At 67.3% G+C, this 22,594-nt stretch carries 19 protein-coding genes and 1 riboswitch; of the genes, 8 read left to right on the top strand and 11 right to left on the bottom strand.

The features are described from left to right. The first annotated feature begins 4 nt into the window (after nt 1–4). The 3 genes from MYA_RS17520 to MYA_RS17510 all read left to right on the top strand — a co-directional run bounded on the left by MYA_RS17520 (nt 5) and on the right by MYA_RS17510 (nt 3,994). On the top strand, nt 5–766 hold the full coding sequence (locus tag MYA_RS17520) for an SDR family oxidoreductase (protein ID WP_011881299.1): 762 nt from the start codon (nt 5–7) through the stop codon (nt 764–766). 44 nt (nt 767–810) lie between these two features. Then, nucleotides 811–2,175 carry an FAD-dependent oxidoreductase gene (locus MYA_RS17515; RefSeq protein ID WP_014724388.1) on the top strand — a complete coding sequence of 455 codons (1,365 nt, stop codon included), beginning with the start codon at nt 811–813 and terminating at the stop codon, nt 2,173–2,175. A 490-nt stretch (nt 2,176–2,665) separates the two neighbouring features. After that, a complete protein-coding gene (locus MYA_RS17510) occupies nt 2,666–3,994 on the top strand; it encodes an MFS transporter (RefSeq protein ID WP_041494057.1) in 1,329 nt (442 codons plus the stop codon). A 54-nt stretch (nt 3,995–4,048) separates the two neighbouring features. Here the strand turns inward: MYA_RS17510 and MYA_RS17505 are convergent, their stop codons facing one another. From MYA_RS17505 to MYA_RS17480, 6 genes are all read right to left on the bottom strand, one after another. Continuing rightward, a complete protein-coding gene (locus MYA_RS17505) occupies nt 4,049–4,693 on the bottom strand; it encodes a response regulator transcription factor (protein ID WP_011881296.1) in 645 nt (214 codons plus the stop codon). Then, nucleotides 4,690–6,588, bottom strand: coding sequence for an ATP-binding protein (locus MYA_RS17500; RefSeq protein WP_041494056.1), 1,899 nt, complete (start codon nt 6,586–6,588; stop codon nt 4,690–4,692). The genes MYA_RS17505 and MYA_RS17500 overlap by 4 nt, the downstream gene beginning before the upstream one ends. A gap of 31 nt (nt 6,589–6,619) precedes the next feature. Further along, nucleotides 6,620–7,000 carry a response regulator transcription factor gene (locus MYA_RS17495; protein WP_011881294.1) on the bottom strand — a complete coding sequence of 127 codons (381 nt, stop codon included), beginning with the start codon at nt 6,998–7,000 and terminating at the stop codon, nt 6,620–6,622. A gap of 157 nt (nt 7,001–7,157) precedes the next feature. After that, nucleotides 7,158–8,189 (bottom strand): LysR family transcriptional regulator, encoded by a 1,032-nt coding sequence (locus MYA_RS17490; protein ID WP_041494055.1) that lies wholly within the window; start codon nt 8,187–8,189, stop codon nt 7,158–7,160. Nucleotides 8,190–8,453: 264 nt separating this feature from the next. Further along, complete coding sequence (locus MYA_RS17485) at nt 8,454–9,281, bottom strand: hypothetical protein (protein ID WP_014724384.1); 828 nt, start codon at nt 9,279–9,281, stop codon at nt 8,454–8,456. Nucleotides 9,282–9,464: 183 nt separating this feature from the next. Next, a complete protein-coding gene (locus MYA_RS17480; protein ID WP_011881291.1) occupies nt 9,465–10,277 on the bottom strand; it encodes an AraC family transcriptional regulator in 813 nt (270 codons plus the stop codon). A gap of 118 nt (nt 10,278–10,395) precedes the next feature. On the opposite strand from MYA_RS17480, the gene MYA_RS17475 reads away from it, so the two are divergent. Together MYA_RS17475 and MYA_RS17470 are read left to right on the top strand one after the other, a co-directional pair. Continuing rightward, complete coding sequence (locus MYA_RS17475) at nt 10,396–11,055, top strand: glutathione S-transferase family protein (protein ID WP_014724383.1); 660 nt, start codon at nt 10,396–10,398, stop codon at nt 11,053–11,055. A 203-nt stretch (nt 11,056–11,258) separates the two neighbouring features. Next, nucleotides 11,259–12,743: an aminotransferase class V-fold PLP-dependent enzyme gene (locus tag MYA_RS17470; RefSeq protein WP_014724382.1), complete on the top strand. Its 1,485-nt coding sequence runs from the start codon at nt 11,259–11,261 to the stop codon at nt 12,741–12,743. A gap of 89 nt (nt 12,744–12,832) precedes the next feature. Here MYA_RS17470 and glyA read toward each other — a convergent pair whose 3' ends face one another. The 4 genes from glyA to MYA_RS17445 all read right to left on the bottom strand — a co-directional run bounded on the left by glyA (nt 12,833) and on the right by MYA_RS17445 (nt 19,507). Next, complete coding sequence (gene glyA, locus MYA_RS17465) at nt 12,833–14,080, bottom strand: serine hydroxymethyltransferase (RefSeq protein WP_014724381.1); 1,248 nt, start codon at nt 14,078–14,080, stop codon at nt 12,833–12,835. Between the two features lie 536 nt (nt 14,081–14,616). Next, nucleotides 14,617–15,039, bottom strand: a complete 423-nt coding sequence (locus MYA_RS17455; RefSeq protein WP_034193776.1) for a hypothetical protein — start codon at nt 15,037–15,039, stop codon at nt 14,617–14,619. A gap of 57 nt (nt 15,040–15,096) precedes the next feature. After that, nucleotides 15,097–16,947, bottom strand: a complete 1,851-nt coding sequence (locus MYA_RS17450; RefSeq protein WP_041494053.1) for a S10 family serine carboxypeptidase-like protein — start codon at nt 16,945–16,947, stop codon at nt 15,097–15,099. 748 nt (nt 16,948–17,695) lie between these two features. Continuing rightward, nucleotides 17,696–19,507, bottom strand: coding sequence for an ExeM/NucH family extracellular endonuclease (locus MYA_RS17445; protein WP_014724375.1), 1,812 nt, complete (start codon nt 19,505–19,507; stop codon nt 17,696–17,698). 216 nt (nt 19,508–19,723) lie between these two features. After that, nucleotides 19,724–19,859: riboswitch (yybP-ykoY riboswitch) on the top strand. A gap of 130 nt (nt 19,860–19,989) precedes the next feature. On the opposite strand from MYA_RS17445, the gene MYA_RS17440 reads away from it, so the two are divergent. Next, a complete protein-coding gene (locus MYA_RS17440; protein WP_014724374.1) occupies nt 19,990–21,000 on the top strand; it encodes a sodium:calcium antiporter in 1,011 nt (336 codons plus the stop codon). A 45-nt stretch (nt 21,001–21,045) separates the two neighbouring features. On the opposite strand, the gene MYA_RS17435 is transcribed toward MYA_RS17440, so the two are convergent. Next, the gene (locus MYA_RS17435) at nt 21,046–21,684 is read right to left on the bottom strand and encodes a glutathione S-transferase C-terminal domain-containing protein (protein WP_014724373.1); all 639 of its coding nucleotides are present in this window, start codon (nt 21,682–21,684) and stop codon (nt 21,046–21,048) included. Nucleotides 21,685–21,825: 141 nt separating this feature from the next. Here MYA_RS17435 and MYA_RS17430 point away from each other — a divergent pair, with 141 nt between their 5' ends. Further along, nucleotides 21,826–22,155, top strand: a complete 330-nt coding sequence (locus MYA_RS17430; RefSeq protein ID WP_041494052.1) for a winged helix-turn-helix transcriptional regulator — start codon at nt 21,826–21,828, stop codon at nt 22,153–22,155. Nucleotides 22,156–22,201: 46 nt separating this feature from the next. Next, nucleotides 22,202–22,570, top strand: coding sequence for a hypothetical protein (locus MYA_RS17425; RefSeq protein WP_014724371.1), 369 nt, complete (start codon nt 22,202–22,204; stop codon nt 22,568–22,570). Nucleotides 22,571–22,594: the final 24 nt, after the last annotated feature.

The raw sequence follows: 22,594 nt of genomic DNA, 5'->3' as shown, positions 1-22,594 counted from the left end.
GATCATGAAACTCACCGGTAACACCATCTTCATCACCGGCGGTACCTCGGGCATCGGCCGCGCACTCGCTGAAAACCTTCATCGGCGCGGCAACAAGGTGATCGTCGCCGGGCGTCGCCGCGCCCTGCTCGACGAGATCGCCGCCGCGAATCCGGGCATCGACACGGTGGAGCTGGACGTCGGCGACGCGCAGCAGATCGAGCGCGTCGCACGCCAGCTGATCGCCGACTATCCAACCTTGAACGTCCTCGTCAACAACGCGGGCATCATGCCGTTCGACGATGCCGCCGGTGCGCTCGACGATGCCCAGGCCGTGCGGCTCGTGAACACCAACCTGCTCGGCCCGGTGCGCCTGAGCGCCGCGCTCGTCGAGCATCTGAAGGCGCAACCGGAGTCGTACATCATCAACAACAGCTCCGTTCTCGCCTACGTGCCGCTTGCGTCCACCGCGCTCTACTCGGCCACCAAGGCGGCGATTCACTCGTACACGCTGTCGCAGCGCTTCGCATTGCGCGACACGAGCGTGCGGGTGCTCGAAATCGCGCCGCCGTGGGTCGATACGGACCTCGTCCACAAGAGCGGCGATCCGCGCGCGATGCCGCTCGACGCGTTCATCGCGGAGACGATCCAGCGTCTCGAAACCGCGACGACCGAAGTCGTGGTCGAGATCGCACAGCCGCTGCGCAACAACGTCGGCCCGAACGAGCATGCATTCGTCGAGCAGTTCAATCAGGCGCTCGCGGAAAACCCCATTCCGGTCGCGTGAGTCCTCGCGGATTCGATCTTTTGGACAACCTGAGGAGTCGCGTCATGGAAAGCCCCAAACAATACGAGTATCTGTTCCTCGGCGGCGGCAAGGGCGGCAAGTCGCTGGCGATGGATCTCGCGCGTAGCGGCAAGCGCGTGGCCATCATCGAGCGCGGGATGATCGGCGGTTCGTGCATCAACGTCGCCTGCATTCCGAGCAAGACGCTGATCCAGAATGCCCGCAACATGCATGCGTGGCGCTCGGCCGACGCGACGGCGCATCCGGTGGCCGACATGGCGCGGGTCCACGCGAACGTCCGCGCCGTGGTCGACGGGATGGTCGACGTCAACCGCCGCGCGTTCGAGCAGTCCGGCCTCGATCTGGTGATCGGCTCCGGCCGCTTCGTCGCGCCGCGACGCGTCGCCGTGCGCGCCGCCGACGGCAGCGAGCAGCTGTTCGAAGGCGAGAACGTCTACATCAACACCGGCACCGTGGCGACGATCCCCGACGTGCCGGGGCTGCGCGACGCCGCTCCGCTGACCCACGTCGAGGCGCTCGGCCTCGACGTGCTGCCGGCACGGCTGATCGTCATCGGCGGCGGCTACATCGGCCTCGAGATGGCGCAGGCGTTCCGGCGTCTCGGCAGCGAAGTCGTCGTGATTCACGACGCGCCGCGCGTCGCGGTTCGCGAGGACGAGGACGTCAGCATCGAGATCCAGAACGCGTTCGAAGCCGACGGGATCGCGTTGCGGCTGTCTGCACGCATTGCCAGCGTGGAGGGCCGATCGGGCACCGGCGTCACGGTCGCGCTCGCCGACGGCACGACCGTCGAAGGCAGCCATCTGCTGGTGGCGACGGGCCGGCGCCCGGTCACCGACGACCTCGGCCTCGATCTGGCCGGCGTCGAGCGCGACGCGCGCGGCTTCATCGAGGTCGACGACACGCTGGCGACCACCGCGCAACGCACCTGGGCGATCGGCGAAGTGGCCGGCACGCCGATGTTCACGCATGCGTCGTTCGACGACTATCGCGTGCTGAAAGCCGGCATCGACGGACGCGGCGGCAGCACGGCGTCGCGGGTGATTCCGTACGCGTTGTTCACCGATCCGGAGCTGGCGCGCATCGGTCTGAACGAAACGGACGCCAAAGCGCGCAACACGCCGGTCATCGTCGCGAAACTGCCGATGGCAGCCGTGCCGCGCGCGCGCACCAATGGCACCACGCGCGGCTTCATGAAGGCGCTCGTCGCACCCGACAGCGGCCAGATCCTCGGCTTCACGATGGTCGGCTCGGGCGCGGGCGAAGTGATGTCGGCCGTGCAGATGGCGATGATCGGCAAGCTGCCTTATACGTCCGTGCGCGACGCGATCCTCGCTCACCCGCTTCTCGCCGAAGGGCTGAACCTGCTGTTCGCGACGATCAAGTAAGCCGACGGCCGGGTTTTCCCGGCTGATCGTGCCGGCCACGCCGGCCGCCGATGCCGTCGCGACGCGTCCTGCGTCGCGACGGCATCGGCGCGTCCGCGCGCCTTCCACGTCCCGGATCGAAGCAACTGCACTTAGCGCGCTCGCGCCGATACGATCCGGTAGAATCCGCGGGCGAGTTCGAATGGCGCGCCGGCGTTCCCATCGATTGGGACGTCGGCGCGTGCGCCATTTCGAACTCCGAGAAAAACATGCCTTCGCCGACACCGACGCTCCGCTGCGGGCGCGTTGCCGGATCGCGGGCGAGGTCGCCGTTCTTCCACTCGCATCCAGTACCCGGCTGTGCTTCGTTGCCCACGCGAACGACGCGCACGCGCGGCTGTGCGTCGTGGCGCGGACACCTGAATTGCTGTTGGCATTCGACATCGACGACCGGAGGCATTGCCATGGACAGATTGACGCAGCCGTTCTCGCCGAGCAACGGGGGAACCTCTTGGATCTGAACGCGACGCGCTCGTCCGATCATCCGGTCGACGGCGGCGACTCGAACGACGCGGCGCGGGAAACGCGCATTTCGCGGCATCTTGCGCTGCGCATCCTGCCGATCTTCATGTTCGCGTACGTGGCCGCCTACGTCGACCGCATCAACGTCAGCTTCGCGAAACTGCAGATGGTGGTCGATCTGGGTTTCAGCGACGCGGTGTTCGGCTTCGGCGCAGGTACCTTCGCGTTGGGCTACGTCGTGTTCGAGGTGCCGAGCAACATGATCCTGCAGCGGGTCGGCGCGAAGCGCTGGCTCACGCGCATCATCCTGTCGTGGGCGATCGTTTCGGCGTTGACTACGTTCATCGCGACGCCCAAGCAGTTCTACGTGATGCGCTATCTGCTCGGCGTCGCGGAAGCCGGGCTCGTACCGGGCATCGTCTACTACATCTCGCAGTCGTTCCCGCGATACCACCGTGCGCGGGTGCTGTCGACGTTCTACGCGGCGCTTCCGCTGTCCGGGCTGATCGGCTCGCCGTTGAGCGGCTTCATCATGGAATACTTCGACGGCATCGCCGGGCTGTCCGGATGGAAATGGATGCTGGTCGTCGAGGCGTTGCCGGCGTTCGTCGCGGCGCTGCTCTGCTGGAAGTATCTCGAGGACGACGTCACCCAGAGCCGCCACGAGAGCGAGGCCGACCGCGTGTACCTCAGCCGCACGCTCGCCCAGGATCGGGCGCTGGCCGCATCGGCGTCCAACGACCAGATGTTCGGCAGCTGGATTTTCTGGACCTTCGGCGTGATCTACTTCCTCGACGTGTTCGGCATTTACGGCTACACGCTATGGGCGCCGACGATGATCAAGTCGCTCGGCGTCGGAAGGGATTTCGTCATCGGGCTGATCGCAGCGCTGCCGAATGCGGTCGCGATGATCGTGATGATCACGGTCGGACAAAGCGCGGATCGTCACCGCGAACGGCGCCTGCATACGGCCGCGCTGTTCCTGCTCGCCGCGGCGGGGCTCATGCTCGCGCTGGTCTGGCACGGCAACCTGTGGCTGACCGTGCTCGCGCTGTGCATCGCCAACGCCGGGTTGCTGTCCGTGCCGCCGGTGTTCTGGGGAATGCCGACGGCGGTGCTCGGCCCCAGCAATGCGGCCAGCGGCATCGCGTGGATCAGCGCGATCGGCAACATCGGCGGCTTTTTCGGTCCGTACGTGGTCGGCGTGCTAAAGCAGTCGTCGGGCAGCTTCGCGCTGCCCGTGTCGTGCATGATCGTGTGCCTGCTGGCCGGCCTGGGTCTCACGCTGGTGCTGCCCAAACATATCGTGAACCGATAAGCCGCAGCGCTCACGCCGCCGCAGCGCCTCGTGCAGGCGCGGCGGCCGGCAGCGTTACTCCGCCGCGGGATCGAGCCCCAGCGCTTGCGCGCCGAGCACGAATTCGGGCAGCGTTCGCGCGCCCATCTTGCGCATCGCGTGGCCGCGATGGATCTTCACGGTGATTTCGCTGAGCCCCATCTCCGCGGCGATCTGCTTGTTGAGCAGGCCGCTCACCACGTACTTCATCACCTCGCGCTCGCGCGGCGTCAACGTGCCGTAGCGGCGTCGAACGTCGGCGAGGCGACCGTCCGACTTGCGGCGCTTCTCGTCCTTCAGCAACGCATTCTGGACGACGTCCAGCATGTCCTGATCGCGGAACGGCTTCGACATGAAGTCCAATGCGCCGTTCTTCATCGCCTTCACCGACATGGCGACGTCGCCGTGCGCCGTGATGAAGATGATCGGCAACTGAAGATCGCCGGCGACGATCTGCTCCTGCAACGCGAGGCCGCTTTGGCCTTTGAGCCGGACGTCGAGAATCAGGCAGCTCGGCACATCGCGCTTGTCGAAATCGAGAAACTCCTGGGCCGACCCGAACAGCTCCACGCCGAGGCCGACGGAGCGAAACAGCCGGCCAAGCGCGTTGCGCATCGAGTCGTCGTCGTCGACGACATACACGACGGAGTTCGTTGCGATGAGATCGGGACCGTTGCTCATGGCTGCGTGATTCCTTCGACTGGTAGAACGAACTGCATCGATGTCCCCTCGTTTTCTTGTGATTCGGCCCAGATGCGGCCACCATGCCCTTCGACGATCGAACGGCAGATCGACAGGCCCATTCCCATGCCTTCCTTCTTGGTCGTGAAGAACGGCGTAAACAGCGAATCGGCGTCCTGCGTCTTGATCCCGTGGCCGGAGTCTTCCACCGTGATCTGCGCGTTCGCGCCGTCGACGAGCCGCGTCGACACGGCCAGCGTGCGCCTGGGGCCGGCGACGCCGCTCATCGCCTGCACGGCGTTCATCAGCAGATTGATGATCACCTGCTGCAACTGCACGCGGTCGCCCCGCACCCACAGCGACGGCTGGCAGCTCTGCGCGACTTCGACGCCGTGGCTCTGCAGCTCGCGGCGCATCAGATCCATCGATTGCTCGACGATCGACGTGACGTCGACGAGCGTATCGTCGCGGTCGTTGCGCTTCGCCATCGCGCGGATCTGACGAATGATATCGGTAGCGCGCCGCGCGTCGTCGGTCATTTGTTCGATCGAGTCGCGCACTTCGTCGAGATCCGGCACGTCGTGATTCAGCCAGCGAAGCCCGGCCTCGCCCGACGTCACGATCGCGGCCAACGGCTGCGTGACCTCGTGCGCGATCGACGCCGCGAGTTCGCCGAGCATCGTGACGCGCGTGACATGGGCCAGTTCCGCGCGCGAGCGCTCGAGCGCCTGCTCGGCCTGCCGGCGCGCCTCGATGTCGGTATTGACGCCGTACCAGCGGCGAATCCGGCCGTCCGCGTCGCGCAACGGCGCCGCGCCGATGATCATGCAACGATACTCGCCGCTGCCGAGCTGGACGCGCGCCGTCACCTCGAACGGGCTGCCGGACGAAATCGCATCGTGCCAGGCCGCCTCGAGCGTCGCGATGTCGTCGGGATGGACGATGTCGCGCCACACGTCCGCGCCGTCGCGGGTTCTGACGTCGTAATCGGTCCAGCGGCGATTGAGGTACAGCAGGCGGCCGTCTTCCGCCGTGCTCCACACCATCGCAGGGATCGCATCGATCGTGGCCACCAGCTCTTCCTTCTGGCGGCGCAGCTCGGCTTCCAGCGACTTCGCCTGCGTGATGTCGCTGTCGGTCGACAGAATCGCGACCGGCTGGCCCGACTTGTCGCGCGACACGATCCAGCGGCTGGAGATCAGCACCGTCTCGCCGTTCTTGCGCGTGCGCGTCAGCTCCCCTTGCCAGCAACCTTCGCGGATCGTCGTGTCGATCAGCTCGGCGATCGGCGCGGCGGCGGCCGTCTGCGTCAGCTCGTGGAACGCCGCGCCGAACGCTTCCGGCGCGCGCCATCCGTACAGACGCTCCGCGCCCTTGCTCCAGAAGCGGACGCGCCCGTCGAGGCCGTACACGACGATCGCGTCGTGCGTGAGGTTGAGCAGATCGACCTGGTTCTGCAGCATGGCCCGGCTGCTCTGATTGCGCAACGCGAGCGCCGACACCGTCACGATCGCTATGACGCTGACGATGCAGCGCGCGAGCGAACTGACCGCGATCTGATCGCTTTGCGCGAGCAGGAAGCCGAGCACGGTCAGCGACACGCAGGCCCACGCCGTGCCGACGGTGACCGTCGTGGACGCCACCGACGCAACCAGCAGCACCACCACGACGTACAGCACGGCGACCGCGACGTCGACCGGCGCGAACGCGTCGACGAGGAACACCGCGAGACCCAGCGCGATCGCGACCGCGTACACCGCGCGCGGGCTGGTGCGCAGCTGGGCGTCGACATTGGGGCCGAGCGCGGACGCAGGCACCGCCGCAAGCTCGGGCGGCGCAATGATGTGGTCCACACGTACGCCGCGACCCTCGCTCATCTGGCGATTGCTATCCATATCTCGTGACTCGGTAAAAACGGATTTCGGATTACTGGGGGCCGCTGTTCGCGCCGACGTCCTCGAGGCGCTCCTGGATCTGCGCCGGGTCGACCGGTTTGCTGAACACGCAGATCGCGCCGAGCTTCATCGCCTGCTCGCGCGTTGCGTCGGATGGGAAAGCCGTGATGAAGATCACGGGAGGCGCCGGTCCGCGCTCGAGAAGGGCCGCATACATCTCCAAGCCGGTGATGCCCTTCATATGCACGTCGGAGATGATACACGCGACGTCGCCGATCGGATCGGCGTCGAGGAACGCCTCGGCGGACTCGTAGACGCGCACGTCCCAGCCCAGCGAGCGGACGAGACTGCGCGTCGCCCGACGGATGGACCGGTCATCATCGACGATGGAAACAATACCTCGGTTCGGCATACCAGCGGTCCTTGACCTTCAATTCAGAAAAATGGCGAGATCGCGCATTCGAGGTCCGCGGGCTCGACCGCATCCTATGCCGCCGGCATCGGCTCGAAAACTATACTTCGGTATAACGCCGCGCCCGAACCGCATGCCGTCGCCTCGTCAGCGCGGCTCACGCCGTGGCCGACAGCGGCTGGAAGCCCGCTGTAATGAACGGCCGCTCGCTGCTGTTGCGCTCGCTGTTCGGCGTCCAGTACGGCGCCGCGTCGCGCCCGCCGTTCGGCGCCGACGTGTGGTCGAAGCTGGCGATTTCCAGATCGCGAAGCTGCGTCTGCATCCAGTCGATGAACGCGCGGATCGACATCGGCACCTGGCGTCGATCCGGATACAGCACCGAAATCGGCAGCGGCGGCGGGCCGTACTCGCCGAGAATGCTGACGAGCGTGCCCTTCGCCAACTCCTCCGCGACCATCCGTTCGCTCACCTGCGCGATGCCGACGCCTTCGACCGCGTATCGAACGGCCGAACGCACGTCATTGACGGAAATGCGCTCCGCCAGCTTGAGCCGCGTCTCGGCGCCGTCCACCGTGTAACGGAACTCGCGGACCGGACCGAAGCGCCGCGGCGTGTAATGGATCACGTCGTGGCAATGGAGGCTGTCGGGGTCGACGGGCGTGCCGCGCGCCTTCAGATAGTCGGGGCTCGCCACCGTCACCGCATGGAAGTGCCCGACGCGCCGGCTGCGCAGCGACGAGTCGGCCAGCTGGCCGACCACGACCGCGCAGTCGACGCCGTTCGCGATCAGGCCGTCCGCGTCGCCGCCGACGTCGACCCGCAAGCCCACTTCCGGATGGTTCGCGCGGAACACCGGCAGGAACGGCAACACCGAATGCGCGACTTCCTGATCGAGATCCACCGCCAGCCGGCCGCGCGCGATCTTCCCGGCGCCGCTCAGTTGCTGCTGCATCAGCTCGATCTCGCCGAGAATGCGCTGGCAGTGCTCCTGATACTGCTCGCCCTCCGTGGTGAGCCGGACGCAGCGCGTGGAGCGCTGCAGCAGCGTTGCGCCGAGATGCTCCTCGAGCCGGCGCACCAGCGTGCTGGCCGATGCCGCGCTGATGCCGAGCATCTCGGCCGCCGCGGTGAAGCTGCCCAGGCGCGCGACCTGGCTGAACACTGACATCGCATGCAGGGTACGGTCCATGCTGTTCTCCGGAATTCGTTGCGGTAGAAGGATTGATGTGAAGTCTAGAGAACAGTCGGGCCGCGCAATATCACCAGATGGGAGTTCGCACCTTATACGATGGTGTTAGGGCGCGCACCGCGGATGGCGTGCGGCGGGGGTTCGGGGGCGTGGCCAGAGGGTGGCGGGATGGGTCGGGCGGGACGCGCCGGGCGTGCTGCGGCGCGCTAGAGAACATCGGCTCGCGCCGGCACGCGCGGCCAGCCGGCCGCGCACGAAAGACCACTACTTCGACAAACTCAGATTCTTCGACAGCACCGCGCCGCTTGCCGGGTTCACCAGCGAAATCGTGTCGATATCCAGGTACAGCCGCGACGTGTGGGTCGTGATGTCGGTCGGCTCGTCGTCGGTCGGCTCCGCGTGCTCGACGTGTTCGGTCAGATACGGTTGCACCAGCCGGCCCGACAGCGCGATCGCGAATTCGCCGTGCGTTTGCGCGTACGCGGCGGACGAAAGCCGCACGCGCCCGCGCACGGTGGTCTTCCCGCCTTTGCCGGGATCGAGCTCGATGATGTCGATCCGCTGGATATAGCCTTTCGCTTTAGCCTCGGCGGCGATCACCAGCCCGCGCCCGCGCGGCCCCGTGATGGCCTTCCTGAGCAGGATGCCGGTGCGGCCTTCGCCATCGGCGTTGACCATGTCGACGTCCACCGTCAGCAGACGCTGCTGCGTCTGATACCGCAGCCCATACGTGGCCGGCACGAGGAACGTCACCTTGCGATCCAGGCCGATCGCGGCCAGCTCGGGGTTCGCGCGATGCTTGTCGCCGCCCGGGATCAGGCGGCGGACGCGATCGCCCAGCGACGCCGGCGTGCTCGCGAGATGCCGCTGCGCGAGCGCGTCGCGGATCGCAACGGGATCGTCGCCGACGACACGCGCCGGGGCCGACGGCTCGCGCGCGCCGGCCGGCGAGGCGTGTGCCGCGTGTGCCGCGTGTGGCGGGCGCGCCGGCTCAACGACGCGCTCGGCCGCCGCATATGTCGCGGTCGGGGCCAGCATCAGCGCCGCCATCGGCACGCACAGCACCCGCAGCAGATCCAGACGACCCAACATGGAATTCCGGTGAAACACGACAAGCTCCCGATTTTGTGGCGAAACGCCCGGCCGGGCGGCAGTGGCCGACCGGCAACGCGACCGTAGCGCGCAGACTACGCGAATCGACGACGCGCGAACAGCGCCCCGACGTGCATGATGCAACGGCTTCCCGTTGCGCGTCGCGAAGCCGCCGCTGCCCCGTCACGCATGCCCGTCGTCGCGCCGATATTCGGCCGGCGCCTTGCCGACCAGCTTGCGAAAATCGCGCGTGAAATGCGCCTGGTCGAAATACCCGAGCGAATGGGCGAGTTCCGCGAGATCGACCGGCTCCCCCCCCGCGAGCCGGTCGGCGGCCTCGTGCAGACGATAACGACAAATCACCCATTTCGGCGTCACGCCCACGTAGCTGGAAAAGAGCTGCTGCAGCGTGCGCTCGCTCAACCCCGCACGCTCGGCGAGATCGCGCACCTGCGTGAGCGCCGCGTCCTGCTGCAGCAACCGCAGAATCGCATCGATGCGCTCGACCTGCGGATCGGCCGGCGGTAGCACGCGCAACAGCAGCGCCTCCGCGGCGGCAACCATCGCCGCATCGTCGCCGGCGCCGAGCACGGCGTTCTCGGCGTCGGCCTCGTCGAGCCCGAGCGTCGACACCGGCAACACCTTGTCCGTCATCAGGTGCACCGGCTTGCCGAAGAACGCGCGGAACGCGCCCGGCCGGAACCGCAGCCCGAGCACGCGTCCCGCGCCGGCGAGCGTCGTCTCGAACGCGCCGGACACCACGCCGAAGATGCCCGTGCGCCGGCGATCGAACACGAGGTTCACGCACGGATACGGCAGCGTGCGCTGCACGTGCGGCGGCTGATCGCGCAAGTCCCACTCGACGATCCAGTGGTGGTCCAGCACGCCGGCGAGTTCGGCGCGCGGATAGTAGCGATTCAGGCGGAAGCGCTGATTGAGGGCTTTCGGGCCGACGACGCCTTTCGGCGTGTCGGTCACGTGACGCAGGGCGGTCATGGCGACGAACCGTTGGGGTGACCGCGCGATGATGCACCGCCACGGCGGGTTTTTCCAATACGGCGCCGCGCGATCGGCCTACATTGAGCGCTTGTCCCATCCCCCACCGGAGCCCGCGATGCCGCACGACCGCCACCTGACCCTCTATCACTCGCCGCGCAGCCGATCGGCCGGCGCGCGCATGCTGCTCGAAGAGCTCGGCGCCGACCATGAGATCCACGCGTTCGACCTGTCCGCCGGCAAGCAGCACGAACCCGAGTTCCTTCGCCTCAACCCGCTGGGCAAGGTGCCCACGCTGCGCCACGGCGACGTGATCGTCACCGAGCAGACGGCCGTCTATCTGTACGCGGCCGAGCTGTATCCGGAAGCCGGCCTGTCGCCGGCGCCCGGCGATGCGCTGCGCGGCCCGTATCTGCGCTGGATGGCGTTCTACGGTTCGTGCTTCGAGCCGGCCATCGTCGACCGCTCGATGAACCGCGCGCCGGCCGCGTATTCGACGTCGCCGTATGGCGACTTCGACACCGTCGTCGCCGCGATCGGCGCGCAACTGGCCGGCGGCCCGTATCTGCTCGGCGAGCGGTTTACCGCAGCCGACGTGCTGTGGGGCTCGGCGCTGAGCTGGACCACGATGTTCAAGCTGATGCCGGAAACGCCGCCCGTGCGCGCGTATATCGACCGCGTGCTGGCCCGCCCGGCGATCCAGCGCGCGCAGGCCGCAGATGCGGCGCTCGCGGCCGAACAGGATCGGGCGAAGGCGGCAGCCGCGGACGGCCGGTAGCGCGGCGGCGGGCGCGATCGTCGCGGGATGCGCCGCATGCGACGGTCCGTCCGCCGAACCCGCAAGAAAATAAATTCGCCATATTCGATAACGATAAAACGTTATTCCACATCGTTCTGAATCCACGGCTGAATTTGGATCCTTTTTCCCCGCTCACCCTCGTATCATTTCCTCCGTCACGAAAAGAACGAGCCGATCAGCACATGAGCGATACCACCCCGCTGCACTACCTCGACTACGCCGCCACCACGCCCGCCGATCCGCGCGTGATCGAAGCGATGATGGCCTGCCTCGGCGCCGACGGCATCTTCGGCAACCCGGCATCGAGCTCGCACGCCGCCGGCCGGCTGGCGAAGCAGAAGGTCGAGCACGCACGCGCCCAGGTCGCGGCGCTGATCGGCGCGGACGCCGACGAGATCGTCTGGACCTCGGGCGCGACCGAATCGAACAACCTCGCGCTGAAGGGCTACGCGGAAACCGCGACCGGCAAGCGCCACCTGATCACGAGCCGCCTCGAACACAAGGCGATCCTCGACACGACGGCGAACCTGTCGAAGCACGGAATGACGGTCACCTATCTGTCGCCGAACGCCGACGGCGAAATCACCGCCGACGCCGTAGCCGCGGCACTCAGCGCCGATACGGGGCTCGTGTCGCTGATGCTCGTCAACAACGAGCTGGGCACGCTGACCGACATCGGCGCGATCTCGCGCATCGTCCACGCGGCCGGCGCGCTGTTGCACGTCGACGCCGCGCAGGCGCTCGGCAAGACGCCGATCGACGTGCGCGCGCTCGGCATCGACCTGCTGTCGATGTCCGCGCACAAGGTATATGGCCCGAAAGGGATCGGCGCGCTGTTCGTCCGCCGCGACATCGCGGATCGCATCGCGCCGCAGATCCACGGCGGCGGACACGAGCGCGGCCTGCGTTCGGGCACGCTCGCGACGCATCAGATCGTCGGGATGGGCGTCGCGTGTGAATTGGCCGCCGACAAGCTCGAGCGCGAAGCCGCACGGATCGCGGCGCTCAGCGCACGCGTGAAAGACGCGCTGCTCGCGCTCGGCGACATCACGCACAACGCGGCAGCGGCGCGCCGCATTCCGCACACGATGAGCTTCACCGTCGACGTGCCGGGCTTCTTCCCGTTCATGCTCGGCGATGCGCTCGCGGTGTCGTCGACGTCCGCGTGCAACTCGACGAGCGGTGCGCCGTCGCACGTGCTGATCGCGATCGGCCTCGATGCCGCCGCCGCGAGCCGCACGGTGCGCATCAGCTTCGGCCGCTTCACGACGGAACAGGACGCCGAGTTCGCGATCGCGTGTTTCGCTCGCGCGCTCGAACAATGCCGGGCCGCGGCCGCGACCGGCTTCACCGCGTCGCGGCAGATCACGCCGGCCGAGCTGACGGCGATTCGTCATGCGGGCTTCCGTGCGGTGATCTGCAACCGGCCGGACGGCGAAAGCGCCGACCAGCCGGCATTCGACGAGATCGCCGCCGCGGCGCGTGAACTCGGGCTCGACGCGCGCTATCTGCCGGTCGAGCGCGACGGGATCGACGATGCGCAGGTCGACGCGTTCGGCGCGCTGGTCGATGCGCTGCCGAAGCCGGTGCTCGCGTATTGTCGAAGCGGCAGCCGCTCCGCGCTGCTGTGGAACCGGCTGACCGAGCGCCGCGCGGTCACGGTTTGAACGCGACCGCGCGGGCCGTGTAATGCGGCCCGCGCATTCGCGCTCGCGGTGTCACCCAGACCGGCGTCACCGACACACCGGAACGCGCATCACCCGTAGACCGGGAAACGCTTGGTCAGCTCGGCCACTTGCGCGCGCACGCGCTCGAGCGTCGCCGCATCTTCCGGGTTCTCCAGCACGTCCGCGATCAGGTTGCCCACCTGCTCCGCTTCCGCCGGACCGAAGCCGCGCGTCGTCATCGCAGGCGAGCCCAGCCGCACGCCGCTCGTCACGAACGGCTTTTCCGGATCGTTCGGAATCGCGTTCTTGTTCACCGTGATGTGCGCCGCACCCAGCGCCGCTTCCGCCGCCTTGCCCGTGATGTGCTTCGCTCGCAGGTCCACCAGCATCACGTGGCTTTCCGTGCGGCCCGACACGATCCGCAGCCCGCGCTTGACCAGCGTCTCGGCCAGCACCCGCGCGTTCTCCACCACCTTTTGCTGATACGCCTTGAACTCCGGCGACAGCGCTTCCTTGAACGCCACCGCCTTCGCCGCGATCACGTGCATCAGCGGGCCGCCCTGGATGCCCGGGAAGATCGCCGAGTTGATCTGCTTCTCGTACTCCGCCTTCATCAGGATCACGCCGCCGCGCGGGCCGCGCAGGCTCTTGTGCGTGGTCGTCGTCACGAAATCAGCGTGCGGCACCGGGTTCGGATACACGCCCGCCGCGATCAGCCCAGCGTAGTGCGCCATGTCCACCATCAGGTACGCGCCGACCGACTTCGCGATCTGCGCCATACGCGCGAAGTCGATCTTCAGCGCGAACGCCGAGGCGCCCGCGACGATCAGCTTCGGCTTGTGCTCCTGCGCGAGCTTTTCCGCCGCGTCGTAATCGATGTCTTCGTTTTCGTTCAGCCCGTAGCTCACCACGTTGAACCACTTGCCCGACATGTTCACCGGCGAGCCGTGCGTCAGGTGCCCGCCGTGCGCGAGGCTCATCCCCATGATCGTGTCACCCGGCTTGAGCATCGCGAAGAACACGCCCTGGTTCGCCTGCGAGCCCGAGTTCGGCTGCACGTTCGCCGCTTCCGCGCCGAACAGCTGCTTCACGCGATCGATCGCCAGCTGCTCGACCACGTCGACGTACTCGCAGCCGCCGTAGTAGCGCTTGCCCGGATAACCTTCCGCGTACTTGTTCGTGAGCTGCGAGCCCTGTGCGGCCATCACGGCCGGGCTCGTGTAGTTTTCCGAGGCGATCAGCTCGATGTGCTCTTCCTGGCGGCGGTTCTCGTTCTGGATGGCGGCCCACAGTTCCGGATCGACGTTCGCGACGGTGCTGGTAGTGCGATTGAACATGATGATGGATCGAAAGAGAGTGATGGATGAACCGCGCAGGCGGCCGTGCCGAGGCGCTCGACGACGTCGACGGCCATGCCGCCGCGCGATGTCGGCTTGGCGGTCATGCGGCATCGCCATTCCAGCAGACGCCGATCGGTTCAGATAGAAGGATTGCGACAATCCGCTAGGACGCCTCGCGCGGCGCGCGGGCCTTTCGCGGAACGAATCATCGCCGGCGACGCGACGTGCAGCGCTCGCGTGGCGGAAACATCAGACATGAACTGCGGCCGGCGGCCGGCGTCGCCGACACGTGCAGGAGTGCAGCACGATGTCGGGCGAGCGGCCGCGGGCGCCCGCGCACGACGCGAGACTCGACCGGACACGCGCCTCGGGCCGCCGACGTGCGCGACGGCGCGTCGATGAGGAAAGCCGCGGCCGAAGCTGCGCCGCGGCATGCCGGCGGCCGATCGTCGCGGTCGTCGCGCTCGCCGTGGCCGGCCGATGCCGTCCCGGCACCGACCGTCGCGCTGCGCCCGCGCAAGACCGCTACGCGGTCACTCGTCGTCCTGCTGCTCCTGCTGCGCCTGCACCTGCCGCTGCTGGATGAACTGCCGCACGTCGCTCATCGTCACGCGGCCGGTATGCTTGGCGTCGATCTCGTCGAAGTGCTTCGCGACGAAGCCGAGCCCGCTGCTCTGCGCCTGCGCCTTCGTCACGGCCGCGCCGTTGCTCAACACCGTGTTGCCGCCTAGCCGCGCGTCGACGCGCTGCTGTGCCTGTTGCTGCAGCGTCGCGCCGGTCGAAGGCAACACCGGCGCCGCGCGCGTCGACGGAAAGAACGGGCCGTCGACGCCGTGCGCGCCGGGCGGCAGCTTCACCGGCGCGACCGCCTGCGGCGGCAGCGCATACGCACCGCTCGTCACGGCGCCGACGACGATCACCGCAGCCATACGTCGCATCAAATTGATTGGAGACATGATCACTCGCATTCGATGGATGAATAGAAGGTTCCTCGTTCGCAACGGGTCCGGCGCTTACGGCGCCGCGGCAACCGTGGTCGCGGCGCTCGCGCCCGGCGCGCTGCCGGTCGGCGTGCCGGCCGGGTTCTCGTCCGGCCACGGCGGCGGCAGCGTATGCAGCGTCAGTGCGGTCGGAATCCGCCGGCCCTGATAGAAGATCCTCAGATCGCGCTTCATCTGCGGGCGCGCGACGTCGTCGAGATACGTCATGTGGCCGCCCTGGAAGAAATTCACCTGCAGCTTCGGATTCAAACCCTTCACCGTCTGCAGACGAGCGAGCTGCTTCTCGGTGTTGAAGAACGGCGTCGCCAGATCGTGCAGGCCGTTCTCCGCGAGCACCTGCAGCTTCGGGTTGAGCTGCAGCGCGCCGAGCAGATCGGGGATCGTGTCGGGCATCGGCTGGCCGTCGTGCGAGAAGTCCCACACCTGGATGATGTTGTCGTTCAGCGGCAGGTAGGTCGCGTTCGGCGCGGTATAGCCGAGGTAATCGGGCATCTGCGTCGCGAGCGCGTTCGTGAACGGCTGCGAGATCAGGATGTCAGACGGATCGCCGTCGGTCTGCAAGCGCGGATCGGAATTCGGCAACGACACGCGTCCGTCGTAGCGGCCGATCGTCGTGCCGGGCAGCAGGCTCGTGCCGAACGGATTCGCGTTGAAGTAGCCGCGCAGCGCCTGCATCGTGAGGCTCGACGGGATCGACCACAGCCTGAGCGTCGCATCGCTCGGGAACACCGGCGTGCCGAGCGCATCCGGAATGCCGAGCTGGCTGAGCACCCACGACTGCGAATACCGCTGCAGCTGGTTGTAGATCAGCGTGGTGAACAGCTCCGTCTGCAACGCATACAGATACGGATTCACCGGCGTCGGCGACACCTGGTTGAAGTATTCGGCAACGGCCGCGTAGCCGGGCAGGTAACCGGCCACGGTATCGGTGTCGAGCAGCAGCCCTTCGGTCGACTGCGTGATCGCGACCGCTTCCACCGCATCGGCGAAGTAGTTGAGGATCGCCGACTGCAGCACGATGCCCGTCAGGTGCACGCCGGCCGATTCGAGCGCGAGCGCCAGCATGTCGGTGCGCGGCGTGCCGTACGACTCGCCGTACAGGTAGAGCGGCGACGCGCTGCGGCCGTTCACGTTCAGGTAGCGCTGGATGAAGTCGCGCATGATGTTGACGTCCGCGTCCGAGCTCCAGTATTTCTGGTTCGTGTTCGGCAACACGGCTTCGGACAGCCCGGTTCCGGGCGGATCGATGAACACGAGGTCGGTCGTGTCGATCAGGCTCTCCGCGTTGTCGACGAGCGGATAGTTCGGCCAGTTGCTGCCGAACAGCGGGTCGGGCGTCGCGACGCGCGTGGGCGCGAACGAGCCGAGCCGCAGCCAGATCGACGACGAGCCGGGCCCGCCGTTATAGACGAACGTGACCGGCCGCGGCTTGCCGTTCGCGCTCGGCGCCGTGTACGCGACGTACGACATCGACGCTTCCGCATTGCCGTTCGCGTCCTGCGCGGTCAGGTGGCCGGTGGTCGTCGTGTAGTCGATCGTGGTGCCGCCGGACTTCCACTGGTAGTGCATCACGGCCGCCTTCTCCGCGACTTGCGCGGGCGCGAGGCCGTCGGTCGCGTTCATCGAATAGGCGACCGGGTCGACGTACGGCTGGTTCGCCGCCGGCGTCGCATCGCCGCTCGCCTGCTGCGCGGCGGCCTGCCGGCTCGCGGCCGCCTGCGCGAGGCTCGATGCGCCGACCGACGACGAATCGTCGCCGCCGCAGCCCGCCAGCACGAGCGTCGCGACGGTCAATGCGCCTAGCGCGGCCAGCCGGGCGCGGCGTATGGCGCGACTGCGGGTACTGCTGCTGTCTGGTTTCATCTCTGTCCTTTGTGTCGGGTTGGATACCGCTTCACACAGGCCGTCGTCGCCGGCAACGAACGCACAGGCGCACCCGCCACTCGCGTTGCACGGTCGGCAGACGGCGGTTGGGGATTGGACTTCTTCGAGAGACCGAATTCGCTACGGACACAGCACACTGCTGGCGGAGAATGATGCCGAGACGCCGCCCCCTTGCAGTTTTGAATACTTTTTTATTACGCGGTTTTACGACACCACAAAAATAGGCGGTGCTGCGCCGCGTTGTCAAAGATCATTCGGATATTAAAAAATCGCCGATGATGCAAACGGCCGTCAGTGTCTGGGATTTGAAAGACCGCGGCGCAGGCCCGCGTGGGCAGCGGCAGGAGAGCCGTTTCGTATTCGACGCGAGCGCCGTCACCCTTGTCGCACGGCGTTCTACGAAACGGCGCATCGCGCGGCGAATGCTTTCAGATCGGTGAATCGTCTCTTTCGTTTTTATTATTTAAAACCGATTCGAATGGCGCGCTGATTTGAATCCGCGACCGCCCATAAAATACCGATTCAAATCGGTTTCAGGTTGGCGAGTGGAATTATTTACACGATGACGGAATCGCATCGCAAGCGACGCGGCATCGGCGACGCGGCTGAATGAACCGATATTCTCGTGAACCGTGGCGCATCGTATTGCGGGTCGCCCGCGAATGACGCGGGCGACCCGTGAAGCGGAGAACATGACGGCGACGTGCGGCGTCACCGCCGCCCACGCTCAGCGCGCGCGGCCCGGCAGCGCGATGTCGATCAGCACCGGATCGTGATCCGACGACCGATATGCATCGGGCGCGTAGTAGGTCTTCTGCTGGTCGGCCGACTTGTAGGCGAGCGTGTACTGCAGCGCGAGCGGCTCGTCCGCGTTGATGTGCCACTCGTGCACGGCCTTCACGTGCGCGGCGAGCGGCAGCGACGCGAGCGCGTGATCGAGATAACCGGCCTCGCCGTTGTACACGTAGCTGTACGCGTTCGCGCCGATCCAGCGCGACACGAGGTTGCGGTAGCCGCGCGATTCGAGCGTGCGGATCGGGTCTTCATGCGTGTAGCTGTTGAAATCGCCGATCAGCAGCGTGCCTTGCCCGGCGACGCCGGTTGGCGTGCCGGCCAGCCAGTCGGCGAGTTTCGCGGCCGCACGCGCGCGCGTCGCGTTCCAGCAGCCCTGGCCGTCGCCCTGGTCGAGGTCGTCGTTCGCCGCATCGGGGCAGTTCTTCGACTTCAGATGATTGACGGCGATCGTCAGCGCGTGCCTGCCGCCGATGCGGCGGAACGATTGCGCGAGCGGCTGGCGGTTCCGCTCGTCGATCGCCAGCGTCGCCGCGCGGCCGACCGGTTCGACCGTGCGGCTGTCGTAGATCATCGCGACCGCGATCGCGTCGCCGCCCAGGCGCGACGCGCCCGGATCGACCACGCGCCAGCGGCTGCCGAGCTTTGCCGCGAGCTGGCGCACCGCGCCCAGTTCGCCGTAGCCGTTGTTCTGGATCTCCATCAGGCCGATCACGTCGGCATCGAGCGCCTGCAGCGCGCTGACGATCTTCGCCTCCTGACGCTGGAATTCCTCGTAAGTCTTCGCGCCGCGGTTGTTCGGATCGTCGAAGCCGCCGCCCAGCCCGTTGCCGTTGAAGTAATTGAGCACGTTGAACGACGCGACGCGCAGATTCGAGTTCGGATCGCGCGCGGGCGCGCGGGTGCGCGGGTTCGCACGCGCGTCGAACGCCGGCGCGGCCGCGCCGGGCAGCGGCTGCACGCGCCACGCGCCGTAACGCACCTCGAGCACGCCGTCGACGCCGCGCACCGTGTAGCCCGAGCGCAGCGTGTTCGCCGCCGACAGCGCGGGCGCCGGATACGGGACGCTCGCCGGGTTCTGCCGGTTCGAGCCGTCGTCGAGAATCAGCCGGTTGCGCGCGTTCGCGTCCATCAGCGTGCGCGCCTGCGCCGGCGGCACCACGCTCGTCGGCGTGCGCAGGCGGCCGTTGCTCAGCAGCACGCTGCCGTAGCGGCCCAGCTCGTAGTTGTCGGTGACGGTCAGCGTCTGCGGCAGGCGCACGCGCATCCCTTCATACGCGGCGAACGCGGCCGGGGCGCCGACCGGCAGCGTCAGCGTCGCCGGCGTGACCGTCTGGCCGTTCGCGCACACCGCGATCGCGCCGGCCAGCGTGAGCTGCGTCTGCCCGTATTTCTCTTCGACCTTGCCGGTCACGTGAACGAGATCGCCGGCCGTCGCGCGCGTCTTCGGCGCATAGACGAACAGCCCTTCGGACACGCCCGGCTGATTGCGCCGCTGCGCGTCGGCCTGCTGGACGAAGAAGCCGCCGAAGCCGTCCGCGCCGCCGAAGTCGGCGGTGACGACCGCTTCGATCGACACGTTCTGGCCGGCGAGCGGCGACGGCGCGCCGGGCCCCTGGATGTCGGCGATCGGCGTCGTGCTGCCGCCGCAGTTCGCGCTGACGGGCGCGGCGGTGGCGGCAACGACGGGCGCGGCGAGCGCGGGCAGCAGCAGGAGCGGCGCAAACAGGCGAAGTGTCGAGCGCATGACGGGAAACCCGGTTGTGAGTGTGCCGAAAGCTTAGCCGCGGTCGATGACAGTTGTTAGTAACCAAACGACAGATGGATGTAATGTGCGGCACGGCGCTTGCTCCGCGATACGGTACGCACGTTCGTCGGCAGCCGGCCCGCCGTGCAGGCCCGAATGCAGCCCCGAGCGCATGCCCGCACCAGCTTGCCGAAAGCATCGGGCTCGGCTAGACTGCCGTTCGTCTTTGGGGAGTAGCCTGCTTTCCGCTCTGGAAAGCGAACGCGTCAACATACTCGGCTTGCGGCCGTGGCGCGTTCGGCCGAATCGGCTTGGCGAGACCATCGACGCATCGCGCCGTTCCGGGTCGGACGTCGGCAGATGCGTCATGGTTCGTCAACGTCCGACCACGGAGCCCCCATGTCCTTCGTCCCTTTCCCGTCGCGCTTCGTCCGCTTCCGCCATCCCGCCAACGCCAACCCGCGCGCGTGCGGAGGTGCCGCATGACGTTGATGCTCGTCGAACTGGCGTTCATGCTGATCGTCATCCTGATCGCCGCCGAACTCTTCACCAATGCGCTCGAACATCTCGGCGAACGCCTGAAGATCTCCGAAGGCGTGACGGGTTCGCTGTTCGCGGCCGTCGGCACCGCGCTGCCCGAGACGACGGTGCCGGTGCTCGCGCTGATCGGCGGCACGTCGAACGCCGCGGTGAACGAGGAAATCGGCGTCGGCGCGATTCTCGGCGCGCCGCTGATGCTCGCGACGCTCACCACCTTCCTGATGACGCTCGCCGTGATCCGCTCGCGCGGCGTGACCGGCACCATCGCACCCGAGCGCAGCGGCTTCGTGCGCGACCTGAACTACTTCATCGCCGCGTTCACGCTCGCGACGGTCGCGATGTTCGTCCCGCATCACGTCTGGGCGGTGCGCGCGATGCTCGGCGCGATGCTGGTCGGCATCTACGTGATGTACGTGGTGATGACGCTGCGCGCGTCGACGCAGCTCGTCGACGCCGGGCACGGCACCGAGGCGCCGCACACGATGTTCCTGTCGCGCACCGGGCTGCCGACCAATCTGGCGACCATCGCGCTGCAGCTCGCCGTCGGCGTCGCGCTGCTGGTCGGCGGCGCGAAGGGCTTCATTCACGGCGTCGACGGCGTGTCGCAACTGCTCGGCATCTCGCCGCTGCTGCTGTCGCTGATCATCGTGCCGATCGCGACCGAGCTGCCGGAGAAGGTCAACAGCGTGCTGTGGATTCGCCGCTCGAAGGACACGCTCGCGTTCGGCAACATCACCGGCGCGATGGTGTTCCAGGGCACGCTGCTGCCGGCGATCGGCATCATGCTGACGCCGTGGGAGCCGCGCGCCGAAGTGCTGACCGGCGTGGTCATCACGCTCGCGGCGGCAGTGTGGCTGCGCGTCAATGCGCGGGCGCGCGGGCTCGCGATCTGGGCGCTGCTCGCGAACGGCGCCGGCTATGCCGGCTATCTGTACGTGACGCTCACGCGTTGAATGCGCGCGGGCCTCGCCATTCGCGCCGAGGCCCGCGTGCGCCGGTCAGGCGGCGTTCGCCAGCCCGTCGGCCTGCAGCACCTGCTGTACGGCCGCCCGCGCCCGCACACGCTCGTACCAGCTGCGCAGGTTCGCATGGCGGCTCAGGTCGATGTCCGCGTCGTACACCGAGCGCAGCCAGCCGGCCTTGCCCCAGCCGGTCAGCGCGAACAGATACGCATCGGCGATCGTGAAGGTGTCGCCCGTCAGATACGTGTGGCCGTCGAGCTGCCGGTCGATCCATGCAAAGCGGCTGTCGAGCTTCCGGCGCACCGGATCGACGTATTTGCCCGCCTGTACCGCGTACAGCAACGGAATGAACCCCTTGTGGATCTCCGTGCCGAGGAAGTTCAGCCATTCCATCAGCCGGTAGCGCGCGAGCGTTCCGTATGCCGGCGCGAGTCCGGCTTCGGGGCGCCGGTCGGCCAGATACTGCGCGATCACGGGGCCTTCGCGCAGCGTGGTGCCGTCGTCGAGCACGAGCAGCGGCACGTAGCCGAGTTCGTTCACGGCACGATAGTCGCGGCCATCGTCGAACCGATGCCGGCGCGCGTCCACCGTGACGATCTGCGCGTCGAATTGCGCTTCGCGCAGCACGATGCAGATCGCCTGCGAGCAGCTGCCGGGAGCGTGATAGAGCTTCATGCGTTTCCTTGTGTGAATGTTTCGTATCTCTCTCGATTCGCCGCGACGCGGGCGCTAATATCTCGCATCGGCGCGGCGCTGAGAAGAAGGCAGTCGTTTGTGCCGTAGTCACAAAAAAGTTACCGACGCAGAGTCATCAGCATGAAAACGAGTGCGACAGGATGTTCCGTGGAAGAATCGATGCGGCTGCTCGGCGGCCGCTGGCGGCTGCTGCTCGTGTCGTATCTGCTCGATGGGCCGAAGCGCTTCAGCGATCTGCGTCGCGACATGCCGGGCATCTCGCAGCGGATGCTGACGCTCGACCTGCGTGCGCTCGAAGACGCCGGCCTCGTGCGACGCACCGTGTATCCCGAAGTGCCGGTGCGGGTCGAGTACGATCTGAGCGCGGACGGCGACCGGCTGCGCCCCGTCGTCGAAACGATGCGCGAATTCGGGCTGTGGCTGAAGGCGCGACACGTGACGGCGGATTGACGCGCATGCGCCGCTGCAGCGGCTTCCCTACCTCGAGAGAAACATCATGGAACTACACGCCACGCTCGGCGCCGCGACGGCCGACGTCGACGACGACGAGAGCTTCGCGAACCTCTACTGCTTCGACGCGGAGCAGGACTACTGCTTCTCGCTGCTGCGATTCCCGGACGACACGACGATCGAGGTGATGGTGCGCGACCAGCTCACCGCGCGCGTGGACGATCTGTCCGTCCGCCTGACGGAACGCACGCTCGAAGTCGAGCTCGACGAACGCACCGCCGCGCAACTCGACGGCAATACGCATTACGTGATTCATCTGGCGCCCGGCGAACATGATCGCGCGGTGCTGCGCGCCGCGCTGGCGGAAATCTTCGACGGCAAGCGCGGATATCGCGACGACACCGCAAGCGCGTGACGCGCCGACATCGGCGCGGGATCG

It is taken from the genome of Burkholderia sp. KJ006 (genome assembly GCF_000262695.1).
Taxonomy (GTDB): domain Bacteria; phylum Pseudomonadota; class Gammaproteobacteria; order Burkholderiales; family Burkholderiaceae; genus Burkholderia; species Burkholderia vietnamiensis.
This window is presented reverse-complemented; position numbering and strand designations above follow the sequence as displayed.

Excerpts from the sequence above, each read along its gene's own strand:
- MYA_RS17520 (WP_011881299.1), top strand. The coding sequence starts at position 5 with ATGAAACTCACCGGTAACACCATCTTCATCACCGGCGGTACCTCGGGC.
- MYA_RS17515 (WP_014724388.1), top strand. The coding sequence starts at position 811 with ATGGAAAGCCCCAAACAATACGAGTATCTGTTCCTCGGCGGCGGCAAG.
- MYA_RS17505 (WP_011881296.1), bottom strand. The coding sequence starts at position 4,693 with ATGAGCAACGGTCCCGATCTCATCGCAACGAACTCCGTCGTGTATGTC.
- MYA_RS17500 (WP_041494056.1), bottom strand. The coding sequence starts at position 6,588 with ATGGATAGCAATCGCCAGATGAGCGAGGGTCGCGGCGTACGTGTGGAC.
- MYA_RS17495 (WP_011881294.1), bottom strand. The coding sequence starts at position 7,000 with ATGCCGAACCGAGGTATTGTTTCCATCGTCGATGATGACCGGTCCATC.
- MYA_RS17490 (WP_041494055.1), bottom strand. The coding sequence starts at position 8,189 with ATGGACCGTACCCTGCATGCGATGTCAGTGTTCAGCCAGGTCGCGCGC.
- MYA_RS17485 (WP_014724384.1), bottom strand. The coding sequence starts at position 9,281 with ATGTTGGGTCGTCTGGATCTGCTGCGGGTGCTGTGCGTGCCGATGGCG.
- MYA_RS17480 (WP_011881291.1), bottom strand. The coding sequence starts at position 10,277 with ATGACCGCCCTGCGTCACGTGACCGACACGCCGAAAGGCGTCGTCGGC.
- MYA_RS17475 (WP_014724383.1), top strand. The coding sequence starts at position 10,396 with ATGCCGCACGACCGCCACCTGACCCTCTATCACTCGCCGCGCAGCCGA.
- MYA_RS17470 (WP_014724382.1), top strand. The coding sequence starts at position 11,259 with ATGAGCGATACCACCCCGCTGCACTACCTCGACTACGCCGCCACCACG.
- glyA (WP_014724381.1), bottom strand. The coding sequence starts at position 14,080 with ATGTTCAATCGCACTACCAGCACCGTCGCGAACGTCGATCCGGAACTG.
- MYA_RS17455 (WP_034193776.1), bottom strand. The coding sequence starts at position 15,039 with ATGTCTCCAATCAATTTGATGCGACGTATGGCTGCGGTGATCGTCGTC.
- MYA_RS17450 (WP_041494053.1), bottom strand. The coding sequence starts at position 16,947 with ATGAAACCAGACAGCAGCAGTACCCGCAGTCGCGCCATACGCCGCGCC.
- MYA_RS17445 (WP_014724375.1), bottom strand. The coding sequence starts at position 19,507 with ATGCGCTCGACACTTCGCCTGTTTGCGCCGCTCCTGCTGCTGCCCGCG.
- MYA_RS17440 (WP_014724374.1), top strand. The coding sequence starts at position 19,990 with ATGACGTTGATGCTCGTCGAACTGGCGTTCATGCTGATCGTCATCCTG.
- MYA_RS17435 (WP_014724373.1), bottom strand. The coding sequence starts at position 21,684 with ATGAAGCTCTATCACGCTCCCGGCAGCTGCTCGCAGGCGATCTGCATC.
- MYA_RS17430 (WP_041494052.1), top strand. The coding sequence starts at position 21,826 with ATGAAAACGAGTGCGACAGGATGTTCCGTGGAAGAATCGATGCGGCTG.
- MYA_RS17425 (WP_014724371.1), top strand. The coding sequence starts at position 22,202 with ATGGAACTACACGCCACGCTCGGCGCCGCGACGGCCGACGTCGACGAC.